Source organism: Sphingopyxis sp. 113P3, from assembly GCF_001278035.1.
GTDB lineage: Bacteria > Pseudomonadota > Alphaproteobacteria > Sphingomonadales > Sphingomonadaceae > Sphingopyxis.
The window spans coordinates 3582289-3594977 of the sequence record NZ_CP009452.1; the positions used below are offsets into that span (position 1 = coordinate 3582289).

At 66.1% G+C, this 12689-nt stretch carries 13 protein-coding genes and 1 tRNA gene; 7 read left to right on the forward strand and 7 right to left on the reverse strand.

The window, feature by feature from the left end; all coding sequences use genetic code 11:
- The first annotated feature begins 100 nt into the window (after positions 1 to 100).
- Entirely contained in the window at positions 101 to 1429 is a 1329-nt protein-coding gene (locus LH20_RS17300; protein ID WP_053555284.1) for a homoserine dehydrogenase, read from the forward strand.
- Between the two features lie 200 nt (positions 1430 to 1629).
- On the opposite strand, the gene LH20_RS17305 is transcribed toward LH20_RS17300, so the two are convergent.
- Positions 1630 to 2067: a hypothetical protein gene (locus tag LH20_RS17305; protein ID WP_053555285.1), complete on the reverse strand. Its 438-nt coding sequence runs from the start codon at positions 2065 to 2067 to the stop codon at positions 1630 to 1632.
- A gap of 83 nt (positions 2068 to 2150) precedes the next feature.
- Between LH20_RS17305 and glpX the strand changes: the two genes are divergently transcribed.
- Entirely contained in the window at positions 2151 to 3122 is a 972-nt protein-coding gene (gene glpX, locus LH20_RS17310; RefSeq protein WP_053555286.1) for a class II fructose-bisphosphatase, read from the forward strand.
- A 36-nt stretch (positions 3123 to 3158) separates the two neighbouring features.
- On the opposite strand, the gene LH20_RS17315 is transcribed toward glpX, so the two are convergent.
- Positions 3159 to 3647 carry a flavodoxin family protein gene (locus tag LH20_RS17315; RefSeq protein ID WP_053555287.1) on the reverse strand — a complete coding sequence of 163 codons (489 nt, stop codon included), beginning with the start codon at positions 3645 to 3647 and terminating at the stop codon, positions 3159 to 3161.
- Between the two features lie 74 nt (positions 3648 to 3721).
- Here LH20_RS17315 and LH20_RS17320 point away from each other — a divergent pair, with 74 nt between their 5' ends.
- The 5 genes from LH20_RS17320 (at position 3722) to LH20_RS17340 (ending at position 9728) form a co-directional block, all read left to right on the forward strand.
- Positions 3722 to 5689: an alkyl/aryl-sulfatase gene (locus LH20_RS17320; protein WP_053555288.1), complete on the forward strand. Its 1968-nt coding sequence runs from the start codon at positions 3722 to 3724 to the stop codon at positions 5687 to 5689.
- A gap of 25 nt (positions 5690 to 5714) precedes the next feature.
- Positions 5715 to 6245, forward strand: coding sequence for a PH domain-containing protein (locus tag LH20_RS17325; protein ID WP_053555289.1), 531 nt, complete (start codon positions 5715 to 5717; stop codon positions 6243 to 6245).
- Complete coding sequence (locus LH20_RS17330) at positions 6242 to 7783, forward strand: PH domain-containing protein (RefSeq protein WP_053555290.1); 1542 nt, start codon at positions 6242 to 6244, stop codon at positions 7781 to 7783. Before LH20_RS17325 ends, LH20_RS17330 begins: the two co-directional genes overlap by 4 nt.
- Positions 7780 to 9561: a single-stranded-DNA-specific exonuclease RecJ gene (gene recJ, locus LH20_RS17335; RefSeq protein ID WP_053555291.1), complete on the forward strand. Its 1782-nt coding sequence runs from the start codon at positions 7780 to 7782 to the stop codon at positions 9559 to 9561. The genes LH20_RS17330 and recJ overlap by 4 nt, the downstream gene beginning before the upstream one ends.
- Before the next feature lie 91 nt (positions 9562 to 9652).
- Positions 9653 to 9728, forward strand: a tRNA-Glu gene (locus LH20_RS17340).
- 273 nt (positions 9729 to 10001) lie between these two features.
- Here the strand turns inward: LH20_RS17340 and LH20_RS17345 are convergent.
- The 5 genes from LH20_RS17345 to LH20_RS17365 are packed head-to-tail and all read right to left on the reverse strand — an operon-like array spanning position 10002 to position 12664.
- Complete coding sequence (locus LH20_RS17345; protein ID WP_053555292.1) at positions 10002 to 10418, reverse strand: hypothetical protein; 417 nt, start codon at positions 10416 to 10418, stop codon at positions 10002 to 10004.
- Between the two features lie 19 nt (positions 10419 to 10437).
- Entirely contained in the window at positions 10438 to 11595 is a 1158-nt protein-coding gene (locus LH20_RS17350) for a tyrosine-type recombinase/integrase (protein WP_083455473.1), read from the reverse strand.
- Positions 11583 to 11816: a hypothetical protein gene (locus LH20_RS17355; RefSeq protein WP_053555293.1), complete on the reverse strand. Its 234-nt coding sequence runs from the start codon at positions 11814 to 11816 to the stop codon at positions 11583 to 11585. Before LH20_RS17355 ends, LH20_RS17350 begins: the two co-directional genes overlap by 13 nt.
- Positions 11809 to 12288 (reverse strand): hypothetical protein, encoded by a 480-nt coding sequence (locus LH20_RS17360; RefSeq protein ID WP_053555294.1) that lies wholly within the window; start codon positions 12286 to 12288, stop codon positions 11809 to 11811. The genes LH20_RS17355 and LH20_RS17360 overlap by 8 nt, the downstream gene beginning before the upstream one ends.
- Positions 12281 to 12664: a hypothetical protein gene (locus tag LH20_RS17365; protein ID WP_235527014.1), complete on the reverse strand. Its 384-nt coding sequence runs from the start codon at positions 12662 to 12664 to the stop codon at positions 12281 to 12283. Before LH20_RS17365 ends, LH20_RS17360 begins: the two co-directional genes overlap by 8 nt.
- Positions 12665 to 12689: the final 25 nt, after the last annotated feature.

Here is a 12689-nt window from a genome sequence, read left to right on the forward strand (position 1 = left end):
GGCCCCGCCGAAGCCCCGCCGGGCTTGTATCCGTCCAAAAAGCCGATAGGTGCGCTCGCACCCGCGGGCGACGCCCGCATTGCCGAACCGGAGTGCCAGCATGTCGCCATCGCCCGCCCCCACCGCTTCCCGCCCGCCGCTGCGTGTCGCGCTCGCCGGGATCGGCGTCGTCGGCGGCGGCGTGGTACGGCTGCTTGAGGCGAATCGCGAGCTGATCGCGCGCCGCGCCGGCCGGCCGATCGAAATAGTTGCCCTCTCCGCGCGTGACCGTCACAAGGATCGCGGCGTCGATCTGTCGGCCTATCGCTGGGAAGACGACATGGGCGCGCTGGTCGCGGCCGAGGATGTCGATGTCGTCGTCGAGATGGTCGGCGGCGCCGACGGCCCCGCACTGACCCTTGCGCGGCAGGCGCTTGGCGCAGGCAAGGCGCTGGTCACGGCGAACAAGGCGATGATCGCACATCATGGACTCGATCTCGCCCGTCTCGCCGAGGAAAAGGACACGCCGCTCAAATATGAAGCCGCGGTCGCCGGCGGCATCCCGGTCATCAAGGCGATCCGCGAGGGCGCCTCGGCGAACGAGATCGCACGCGTCTATGGGATCCTCAACGGCACCTGCAATTATATCCTCACACTGATGGAGCGGGAGGGAGCAGGTTTCGCCGACGCACTCGCCGCCGCGCAGGCCGAGGGCTATGCCGAGGCCGACCCGACTTTCGACGTCGACGGCATCGACGCTGCACACAAGCTGTCGATTCTCGCCGCGCTCTGCTTCGGTACCCAGCTCGACATCGGCGCCGTCGCCGCGACGGGCATCCGCGGCCTCATCGCCGCTGACATCCGCGAAGCCGAGGCCTTGGGTCACCGCGTCCGCCTGATCGGCATGGCCGAACGCGATCCTGCGAACGGGGGCGCTCTCTATCAGCATGTCCAACCCTGCCTCGTTCCCGCCGACCATCCGCTCGCTTACGTGCCGGGCGCGCTCAACGCCGTCGTCGCCGAGGGCAATTTCGTCGGCCGCCTCTTTTTCGAGGGCGCAGGTGCGGGCGCGGGACCGACGGCCTCGGCCATCGTCGCCGACATCATCGACATCGCCCGCGACGAATATGGCCCCGCCTTTGCGATGCCGGTCGACGCGCTCGACCAGGCTCCTGCTGCGGATGCGGGGGCGCGCGTCGGCAAACATTATGTCCGCCTGATCGTCGAAGACCGCATCGGCGTACTCGCCGAAATCGCGACAGCGATGCGCGACGCCGGCGTGTCGATCGAAAGCTTCATCCAGCGCGGCGACGAGGCGGGCGGCGGCGTCTTGATCGCGCTCGTCACCCACGAAGGTCCCGCGCGCGCGATCCACGCGGCGCTCGCCGCGCTCGCCGCGTCGGACCATGTCGTGGGCGAGCCGATGCATATGCCAATCCTCGCGCTCTGAGGAGCTTGTTGTCGTCCCCGCCCCTGCTACCCCTTGACCGGGGAACGAGGGCGGAAGTCGCATTATCGCCATGCGGACAAGGCCTACCGCTTTCTCATTTCGCTTATCGGCTGCTGGGCAGGAATGCGCCTGTGCCTTGCTGGGGCCAGCATGGGGAAACGCGGCACCCTCAACCCCTTTTGGCTTACGCCGAAGTCGGCCTAGGGCTCCCCCTCCCCGGGCGGCGCAGACCCTTGCGTTTCGGGGTCGGTGCGGCGCTTCGCCAGTTCATAAAGGGCATTATATTCAGGGCCGGGCGGATAGCGCCCGCCAATGGGGATCCAGTTATAAGGCAGCCTGTCGAGGCTCATCGCCTTCGCTTCGGCGCGCGGCAGTTTGGGCGGGGCTTCGCGGCCCTTGTTGGCGATCGCCCGCAACTCGGGGGGCAGCCGATAGCGCTCGGTGTCGCTGCCGCAAACGACAATCTCATCACCCTCGGCGGGCTTGCAGCGCCGGATCGGGTCGACGAGTGCCTGCGTATTGGCGATTGCGGTATCGGCGTTGGCTACCGGCTCCTCACCCGTCTGAGCGCCTCCCCACGGCGCCGTCACGCTCGCGACGCACAGCGCAGCCAAAGCCGTGCCCAATCGGCGATGCATTCTCGACAAGCGCGGCGGGGGGCCATATGGCGCGCACCATGCCCGAAGGGCGCGGCAAGACAACAGGGAATTGGAGATCAGCGATGACGAAAAGCGGCAGCAACCTCGACCGGGTGCTCGTGCTCGAAATGGTGCGCGTCACCGAAGCCGCGGCGATCGCTGCTGCTAAACTGATCGGACGCGGGGACGAGAAAGCGGCCGACGCCGCTGCCGTCGAGGCGATGCGCGCTGCCTTCAACGACCTTTACATGGATGGAACCGTCGTCATCGGCGAGGGCGAGCGCGACGAGGCGCCGATGCTCTACATTGGCGAGAAGGTCGGCAATGCGCCCGGCAAAGGCCCCAAGATCGACATTGCGCTCGATCCGCTCGAAGGCACGACGATCACCGCCAAGGCCGGCCCGAACGCGCTCGCAGTGCTCGCGATCGCCGAGGAGGGCTGCCTGCTCAACGCGCCCGATGTCTATATGGACAAGCTGGCGGTCGGGCCGGGCTATTCGCCCGACATCGTGAATTTCGACAAGAGCGTGCGCGAGAATGTCGAGGCGGTCGCGCGGGAGAAAGGCGTGTCGCCGCAGGATATCATCGTCTGCGTGCTCGATCGCCCGCGCCACGAGGGCATCATCGCCGAGCTGCGCGCAATCGGGTGCGGCGTCGCGCTGATTCCCGACGGCGACGTTGCGGGCGTGATCGCGACGACCAACCCTGAAACCAATATTGACATCTATATGGGATCAGGCGGCGCACCCGAAGGTGTGCTCGCCGCGGCAGCGCTGCGCTGCGTCGGCGGCCAGTTCAAGGGCCGCCTGATCTTCCGCAACGATGATGAACGGCTGCGCGCGAAGAAATGGGGCATCGAGGATCTCGACCGCGTCTATGACCTTGAGGACCTCGCCAAAGGCGACGTCATCTTCGCCGCGACCGGGGTCACTGACGGATCGTTGCTGCGCGGGGTCAAGCATCGCCGCGGCGGCATCCTCACCACCGAAAGCGTGGTCATGCGCGCCTCGTCGGGGACCGTGCGCTGGGTCAGGGGCGAGCACCGGGTCGGCTGAGCCCTACCCCGCGCAAGAGGCGTCTGAGCGCGCCGCTTAAAAAATTCCCGCATCGAGCCCCTCGGCCAGCGCCGCGCCCAGCGCGCGCGCTTCGGCGAGGCGGCCTGGGGAAATCGTCTTGGCGGCGAGGATCGCCTCGGGTGTCTGCGCGGCGGTGTTCACGATTACAGGCTCGGCGACGCGCCTCAGCCGCCAGCCCGTCGCGATGCGGTCGAGCTGGCGCTGAGCGCTCTCCCCGTCCGACCCCGCGCATATGATCGTCGCATAGGGGCGGCCCTCGATCCGGCCAAGACAGGGATAATAGCAGCGGTCGAACATCTCCTTCATCGCGCCTGACAGCGCGGCAAGATTTTCAGGGCCGACGAAGAGATAGCCCGCGGCCGCGAACAGGTCGGCGGGTTCGGCGGCGCCCGCCGCCATCAACACGCCCGCATCGCCCGCGCCTTCCGCCGCCGCACGGGCGAGCGCTTCGCTGCCCCCGGTACGGCTGTGCCAAATGATAAGAAGTTTGCAGTCTGCCGCCATCTCAATCCCTATGCTGCCCGCTTGCCAAGCCCCGGCGCGGGGCGCAAGCCGTTCGGTAAGAGGGAGGGAATGCGATGAAAAAGGCGTGGATGGCGATGGCGCTTCCGGTGCTGCTGGCGGCTCCTGACGTCAGGGCGCAAGATGCGGCGTCCGCTGCGACGCGCTCGGCGCAGGCCGAGCTTGCCAAGCGGCTGCCGCTGGACGACCCTCAGGATTTCAAGAACGCTGAGCGCGGCAAGCTCGCCGAGATCGCGGGCGGGCTCATCACCGGCAAGGATGGCAAGATCATCTGGGACCGCCGGGCCTATGCTTTCTTGGACGCCGAAGAAGCCCCCGATACGGTCAATCCGTCGCTGTGGCGGCAGGCGCGGCTCAACGCGGTCCATGGACTCTTTGAGGTGGTGCCAGGCAAGATCTGGCAGGTCCGCGGCTATGATATTTCGGTGATGACGATAATCCGCGGCAAAAGCGGCTGGATCATCGTCGACCCCCTCTTGTCCGAAGAGACCGCGGCAGCAGGTTGGAAGCTCTTCGCCGACACGGTCGAGGCGAAGTCGGGCAAGCGGCCGATCAAGGCGGTGATCTTCAGCCACAGCCACAGCGACCATTTCGGAGGCGTCGGCGGCATAGTCTCCAAGGAAGAGGTCGCGAGGGAGAAGATCCGCATCATCGCCCCGCACGGTTTTTCAGATGAAGCCACCGCGGAGAATGTCCTCGCCGGCGGCGCGATGGGGCGGCGGGCGCTGTACATGTTCGGTGCGATCCTCGCCCCGGGGCCGACGGGGCAGGTTGACACTGGGCTCGGCCCGAAGCTCTCGTCGGGAACGATCGGCTATATGGAGCCGACCGAAACGGTGCCAGCCACGGGCGCGAGCCTGACTATCGACGCGCTCGCCTTTGAATTTCTCGACGCGGGCGGGACCGAAGCGCCCGCCGAATTCGTCTTCTACATCCCCGCCTACAAGGCGCTGCACACGACCGAAGTGGTCACCCATAATCTGCACAATATCCTGACCTTGCGCGGCGCGCAGGTGCGCGATGCGCTCCACTGGTCGAAGGTCATCGACGCGATGCTGCTGAAATGGGGCGGATCGGCCGAGGTTGCTATGGCATCGCATCATTGGCCGACCTGGGGTGCGAGCGCGGTAAGCCGCCTCCTCTCAAACCAGCGCGGCGCCTATCGCTATGTCCATGATCGCACCCTGTTTCTCGCCAACCAGGGGGCCACGCTGCATGAGCTTGCTGACCAGACGGCCGAAGCTCCGGTGCAGGGCGCGGATTTCTCGACCCGTAGCTATTACGGCACGCTCAATCACGGCATGAAGGCAACCTATCAGCGCTATTTCGGCTGGTGGGATGGCAACCCGGCCAATTTCAACCCGCTCCCGCCTGAACAATCGGCACCCAAATATGTCGCGCTTGCAGGCGGCGCCGACAAGCTGCTCGCCGCGGGCGAGGCGGCGATCGCTTCGGGAGATTATCGCTGGGCAGCCGAGCTTTTGAACAAGCTCGTTTTCGCCGAGCCTGCCAATTTTGCGGCGCGCAGTGCGCTCGCCTCGGCCTATGATCAGCTCGGCTATCAGGCAGAATCGGGAGCGTGGCGCAACTATTATCTCGCCGCCGCCGCCAGTCTGCGCGGCGCCGAGATCGCCGCCTCGGCGAGCAACGGTCAGAGCCGCAGCTTCGTGAGCGCGATCCCCACCTCGGTCTTCTTCGATGCGCTTGCAACGCGCTTCGACGCCGCGAGCGGCTCGGGTCTGAAGGGCGTGTTCCAGTTCCTGCTCCCAGATAGCAAGGAGGCGGTCGCCGTGGTCGTGGAGGGCGGGGTCGAATTCCCGCGCTACGGCGTCACCGATGCAGCGCCGACCGCGACGATCACGATCGATCGAAGGACGCTCGACGACGTCATGATGGGGCTGGCGCAATTTCCCGCGCTGATGCAGTCGGGCGCTATTCGCATCGAAGGCGACCGCACAGCATTCCTCTCATGGTTCGCGCTCCACCCGCGCGCCGACCCACGCTTCAATATAGTTGTGCCCTAGGGGTCAGCCGGACTATCGAGGAGGAATGACCGACACCGTTGCCGCTCGCCCCGTCGATCCCTTCGATGCGCATGCACTGAACGCGGCCCAGGGGCTCGATCCGGTCGATCCTGCCTTCCGCCACGTGCTGCGTATTTCAGCGCTGCTCAACATGCTGCCGATCGCGATTGGCGCAACCTTGCTCGACATGTTCGTGGTGCGCGAGGTAGGCGGACCCTACGGATTGCTGAGCGTGCTCGCCTGGCTGTTTGCGCTGTTCGCCATCATCGCTTTCCCAGCCCGGCGCGCGCAGCGCTGGGGTTTCAAGATCGGCGAGGGACAACTGCGCGTCGCACGCGGCTGGCTCTTTCGTACCGACACGATCGTTCCCTTCGTGCGCGTCCAGCACATCGACGTCGGCCAGGGGCCCATCGAGCGCTGGTTCGGCCTGTCGCACCTCGTCGTCCATACCTCGGGCACGCACAACAGCACAGTGACGTTGCCCGGCCTGCGCGCTGACCTCGCCGCTGCAATGCGCGAGGAGATCCGCCGCCACATCCAGACCGACTTCGCATGACAGGGAGCGCCGACGCTCGTCCTGCCGACGCCGCGCCCCAGATCGCTGAGTGGCAGCGACTGCATCCCGCGACGCTTGCGCTCGCGGTCGTCAGGCTCGGCCCGCGCACGCTCAATTTCCTTCCCGCGCTCGCGGCGATCGGTATTGCTGGAAAATGGGTTTATGTGCTCCCGGCATTCGGCGCCTTCCTGCTGATCTCGCTCGTCACGGCTTGGATCGCATGGGCGCGCTTCCGCTTTCTCGTGGGCGCGAACGAGATTGTGATCGAAAGCGGCATATTGTCGCGCCAACACCGCACCATCCCGTTCGACCGCATCCAGGACGTGAGCATCGAACAGGGGCTGATCGCGCGCGCGCTCGGCATTGCGAAGGTCGGGTTCGAGACCGGTGCGGGCGGCGACAAGAAGGATGAGGCGCGGCTTGACGCGATCGGGCTCGACGCGGCGCAGGCGCTCCGAACGACGATCCGCGCACATCGCGGCGACGCAGTCCCCGCCGCTGCAGAGCCGCTCGGCCGCGAAGACGATGCGAAGACCAAAACGCCTGCGACCGAGGACCGGGTTCTTTTTGTCATGTCGCCGGGCCGGCTGCTTATCGCCGGGCTGTTCAACTTCTCACTCGCCGCGCTCGCCGTGGTCGCCGCCGGCATGCAGCTTTTCGATGACCTGCTGCCCTTCGACTTCAACATCTTCAATCCGCTCGACTGGTTCGACCTCGCCGAGCGCTACGGGTTTGAGCAATGGATCGTCGCGCATCGTTGGGTTGCCGGCGTCGGCGCACTTCTTTCGCTGCTCTTCATCGGCTTTGCGAGCGGGGTGCTGACGATGGTGCTTGCCAATTGGGATTTTCGTCTGACCCGCGAACCCCGCGCTCTGCGCCGCACGCGCGGACTGACGACGCGTACCGACGTTGCCCTGCCGGTGCGCCGGGTGCAGGCGGCGATACTCGTCACCGGATGGCTGAAAAAGCGGTTCGACTGGCACGAACTGCGCCTCCAGAGCCTTGCAAGCGACGGCGAGAAGGAGAAGGACCATCAGGTCGTACCCTTCGGCCACCTCTTCGAGATCGACCCGGTGCTCGCCGAAATCGCAATCCATCGCCCCGACGCCAGCCAGCCTTGGGAGCATAGCCACCGGATTATCGCCGTCGGCGGCCTCTTTGGCGCCCTTTGCGCCGCGGCTGGGGGGGCAATCGCGATGATGCTCGGCCAACCGCTCGGCGGACTCGGCATCGCTGCCGCCGCACTGATCGCCGCCGCCTCGCTCTTCAGCGCGCGCTTTCACAGCTGGACGGACCTGCCTGGCATGGTCGCGATCCGCCGCGGCTGGCTCAAGCCCAAGACGACCTTGCTGCCTCATGCTTCGGTTCAGAGCATCGACCTTAAGACCGACTTCATTCTCCGTCCCCTCGGGCTTGCGACACTCGTTTTCGGGGTCCCCGGGGGCAGTTCGCTCGGCAGTCATGAGATCCCCGCGATCCCGCTCGCCACCGCGCAAGCGCTGCGCGCCCGCATTCTTGCCGCTGGGACCCGCGCATGAACGAGACCGCAAGCAGCCTTGCTCTCGGCATCGACCGCTCGATCCTCGGTCAGCCGTGGCAGTGGCGCCGCGCGAGCGCCGATATGGGGAGCGAGGGTCTTGCCCCCGATGACCTCGTCACCCAATTGCTGCTCGCGCGAGGGGTTGCCCGCGACGATGTCGAGCGCCAGCGGCTTCCGACCCTGCGCAGCTTCATGCCCGACCCGTCCCTGTTCCGCGATATGGAGGCGGCGGCGGCCCGCCTGGCCGATGCGGTCGAAACACGCGAGGCGGTGACGATCTTTGGCGACTATGATGTCGACGGGGCGACCTCGGCGGCGCTCCTGGTGCGGCTGCTCCGCGCGCTCGACGTTCCGGTCGGCGCCTATATCCCCGACCGGCTGATGGAGGGCTACGGACCCTCGGGCGCAGCGCTGGTCCGTATCGGCGAGGCGGGGTCGCGGCTCGTTGTCACCGTCGATTGCGGGGCGCAGGCCTTCGACGCCATCGCTGAGGCCAAGGCCGCCGGCGTCGAGGTGATTGTCGTCGACCATCACCAGTGCGCGACCTCGCTGCCCGACGCCTTCGCGGTCGTGAATCCCAACCGGCTCGATGAAGCGGAAGAAGCCGCGGCCCACGGCAATCTGGCCGCGGTCGGGGTCGCCTTCCTGCTCGGCGCGGCGCTGCTGCGTACGCTGCGCGCACGCGGATTTTTCGGCCAGCGGCCCGAGCCCGCTCTCATCGAGCTGCTCGACCTTGTCGCGCTGGGCACGGTCGCTGATGTCGCCCGGTTGACCGGCTTCAATCGCGCGCTGGTGACGCAGGGCCTGAAGGTGATGGCGCGGCGCGGCAATATCGGCCTTGCAGCGCTGATGGACGCTGCGCGACTCACCAAGCCGCCGAGCGCGAGCGATATGGGCTTTGCCCTTGGGCCGCGGATCAATGCAGGTGGCCGCGTCGGCAAGTCCGACCTCGGCGTCCGGCTCCTCACCACGACCGACCCGAACGAGGCGGCCGAGATTGCGCAGGAGCTGAATCGGCTCAACGAAGAGCGTCGCGCGATCGAGGCCGCGGTGCTCGACGAGGCGATAGCGGCTAGCACCGCGTGCGCCAATGCGCCGGTCGCGATCGTCGCGGGCGCGGGCTGGCACCCCGGCGTCATCGGAATCGTCGCCGGGCGCCTGAAGGAAAAACTCTACCGTCCCGCGATCGTCATTGCGCTCGGCGAGGATGGCATCGGCAAGGGCTCGGGCCGCTCGATCTCGGGCGTCGACCTCGGCGCTGCGATCCTCGCTGCAAAGGAGACGGGACTGCTGGTCGCGGGCGGCGGCCATGCGATGGCGGCGGGGCTGACGGTGGCCCCCGGCAAGCTCGACGCACTCGGCGCCTTTCTCAACGAGCGTCTTGCTGCCGATGTCGAACGCGCGAGCGGCGGCAAATCGCTGCTGATCGATGCGGTGCTCGCCCCTAGAGGCATCAGCCCGCTGTGGTGCGACGCGATCGAGAGCGCGGGTCCCTATGGTGCCGGTTGGCCCGCGCCGCGCGTCGCGACCGGACCGGTGCGGATCGTCGAATCGGGCATCGTTGGCACCGACCATGTGCGGCTCATTGTGTCGGGCGACGACGGCGCGCGCTTCAAGGCGATCGCGTTTCGCAGTGCCCAGACCGAACTTGGCCAGGCGCTGCTCCACGCGCGCGGTGGGCGCAAATTGTGGCTCGCGGGGCGCGCCAAGCGGGATGATTGGGGGAGCCGCCCGGCGGCCGAGCTCCACCTTGAGGACGCGGCCTGGGCCGATTGAAACGCCTCGCTACAATATTTTTGCCTCAAGGGCAGACCCCGCGCTTGACCACGGGTGCGCGCCCGTCTAAGGCGCCGCTTCACCGATCGACGGCCCCTTCGTCTAGCGGTCTAGGACGCGGCCCTTTCACGGCTGAAACACGGGTTCGAGTCCCGTAGGGGTCACCATCGACGGTATTCTGCGGCTCTCCGCAACTCGGGAATTAACCTATTCGGGAAGTTCCCCCAGCGGTTCCCCCACCCGTTCCCCCAGTCGCTATTCTAGGCATCCTTTTTCACCCGGCGAGCATGGTGAGAATTCCCTCTTCATCGAACTCGGGTTGTGCTAACACAGCGGGGCGCGACGGCGAGTTAGGACAGGGAGAACCCGGTCGGCTCGCCGCCACTGCTGCCAGCATGGCGCTGGTAGAGGGATGGGGTGCATGATCCCGCGATCCCGCATCATTCCCCCTTCAGGTTCGCAAGGACGGCGCGCCCTTTGCCGGTCAAACGCGACGCCGCGACAAGGCCGAGGTCGAACAGTCGGTAGCGCGTTCGCCGGTCCCAGCGCACCCCTGCGAATAGACCCCAGCCATTGCCCGCACCGACATGAGCGAGTGCCCGCCTCTGCGCCTCTGTCAGCCCCTTGGCAATCGTCTCAGCCTCCGAGGGCGGCCCATCATCCAGCGTCCGCACCCGATGTGCGTGGAGAAATCGCATATCAAGAAAGTGGGCAAGGCGCTCGCCGTCTGTGCCGTAGTGCATCATCTCATCGACGCGGATCGTCTCGTTCGTGCCCTCATGCTCCCCGGTGCCGCGCAGGACATAACCTTGGGGTCGAGACGTGCCGCAGCGGAATTCAAGTATTTGATAGCCCATCCTCATTCCTCCGCGACGATCACCGCCCCATCTTCGAGAACGGCACGGCCGTCATCTTCTCGGCCGCGCCCTGCGCGATCGTGAACGCGCGGGCACGCTTGCCATAGTGGCGCACCGTCTCGGGCGTCATGCCCAGGATCGCGCCGACGTCGGTGTCGCTGAGGCCGGTCTCGAGCAGATAGCAGCATGCGTTCTTGCGCAGTCCGTGGAAGGTGTAGAGCGCCTGCCCCTTCGCGTCGACGTGGCCCAGGCTCTTCATCAAGACGCGGATGCGCTCCTGGATCGCTTCCTCGCGGCCGAACGGCCGGCCGAAGCGGTCATAGAGCACGGTCACTGCCTTCTTTGGCAGCTTGTCGATTTCCTCGCGCCACCATGGGTGCACCGGTACCGCGACGTCGACGTCCGTCTTGAACTGCGACAGCTGCATGATGCCGTTCTTCAGCCAGCTGTGATGGATGCGGATAACGTCGCTAATGCGCTGGCCGCTGCAAAGGCCGGTGACGATCGCCAGCCATAGCATCGGCGACGCCTCGGTCCGGGCCTGCTCGAGCACCTCGGCCGGCCAGGGTTCATGCTCGCCGATCGGCAGCGGCGTGATAGCGGTCGCGGGATTGTCGCCGCGCCAGTCGCGCTCGACCGCGAAGGCGAGCATGAGCTTCAGGACGTTGAGCCAATTGTTCGCCTTGCCGGGCTTGTCGGCGAGGGTGTCGCGGAGCTCGTGGATATGGACCGGCCGGATCCCCTTGACGTCCAGGTCGCGCACGGGGGTGCGCTTCTTCGTCTTCGGGTTCTCATAGACGAAGTCCGGATCCTCAAACATCGCGACGTAGCGCAGATAATTGTCGATCGTGTTTGGCGAGTAGGGCTTGATCCCCTTCTCTGGTTGTCCATCGCGCTGCTTGCGCTTGCGCTTCTTCTTCGTCCAGCCGGACGCGAGCGCGGTGCGGAACGCCTGCGCCAGCGCCCAGAAGCTGCCGGGCTCGGGTGCGTTGCGTGCCTCGGGCGCCGCGGCATATTCCGCGTTGACGCGCGCGAGCTCGCCCGCGAATCGCGGATCGGTCGGCGCCGGCAATTTGACGTAGATATCCTTCCGCTTCCCCGCCTCGTCATAGTAGCGGAAGCGACGATAGAAGTTGCCCTTCTTCTGGCAGACGCCGGGGATTCTCACCTGTCCCATCCCGATGAGGTGTCACCGAAACCGCTGCGCCCGTCAATATAGTGGTCGAGCAGCCGGATATCCCATAGTTTCACATTGCCGTTCTGGTCGCTGTGAGCGGGCAGTAGGCGCTTCGCGACCTCTTCGCGGAACTTGGTCCGGCCGCGGCCGAGATAGGCCGCAGCGGTTTCCTCGTCGACCAGGCGGGGCATAACGGGGGCGATGATGGTGTGTTTACCCATCGGCCGGACGCTCCTTCGCACGGTTGCGGCGCGCGCGGTCCCATTCCTTCGACACCATCCCCATCCGTGCGGCATCCTCGGGCCAAATACCCGCGTTACAATGGGGGCAGGTCGGCACATGCTTTCGGCTGCGCCACAATTTATCGATGGTCTTCGCTGCAATCGAGATGATCGAAAAGGCGCGAGCTTCCTTTGCCTCGTTGAGCATCCGCTCTGCGTGCTTCGCGGCGGCATCGAATTGCTCCACGATCTGCTTGAAGGCATCGAAAGCTTCCACATCCGTTTCGCAATCACTGCACCAGATGCGCCGCTCTTGGCCGTCATAGACCAGCTGGCGGTGACGGCACGCCGAAACCGGCCGACGCGTCATACCTCGCGCGACGCGAAGATCGCCGATGTCTACGACCTTGGGGCCAAACAGATACTCTTGCGGCACGATCGGCGGCGTGCGGGGCGGCCCGTCATCAATCATCGCAGGTATCCAGCGAGGCCCGCATGTCGTCGAGCAAATAGTCGGGCGCGAGAAACCCCGCGGCGATGAGCGCTTCGACCTTAGCGATCGCGTCGCTCATCTCCGGGAATTCGAAGGTCTTGCCGGCGTCGGGGTGGTCGATCGTCTCGTACCTCTCGTCCAACCAGGCCAACCAATCAGGATTGGCGCGCCCGAGGCGCGTCTTCGGATCGACGTCGATGACCTTCTCGCCGACGAACGGCCGGGTCGGCCGGTGGCGATTCGCAGCCACGTTCACAGAAACAAAGCCATCGACGTGATCGTAAATGTAGAAGTCCGACGTCTGGATCTGCCAGAAGCGGTCACCCCTATCGAAATAGTAATCGGTCGCCGTCACGCCCTCCGGCAGGGCGATCGGCGTG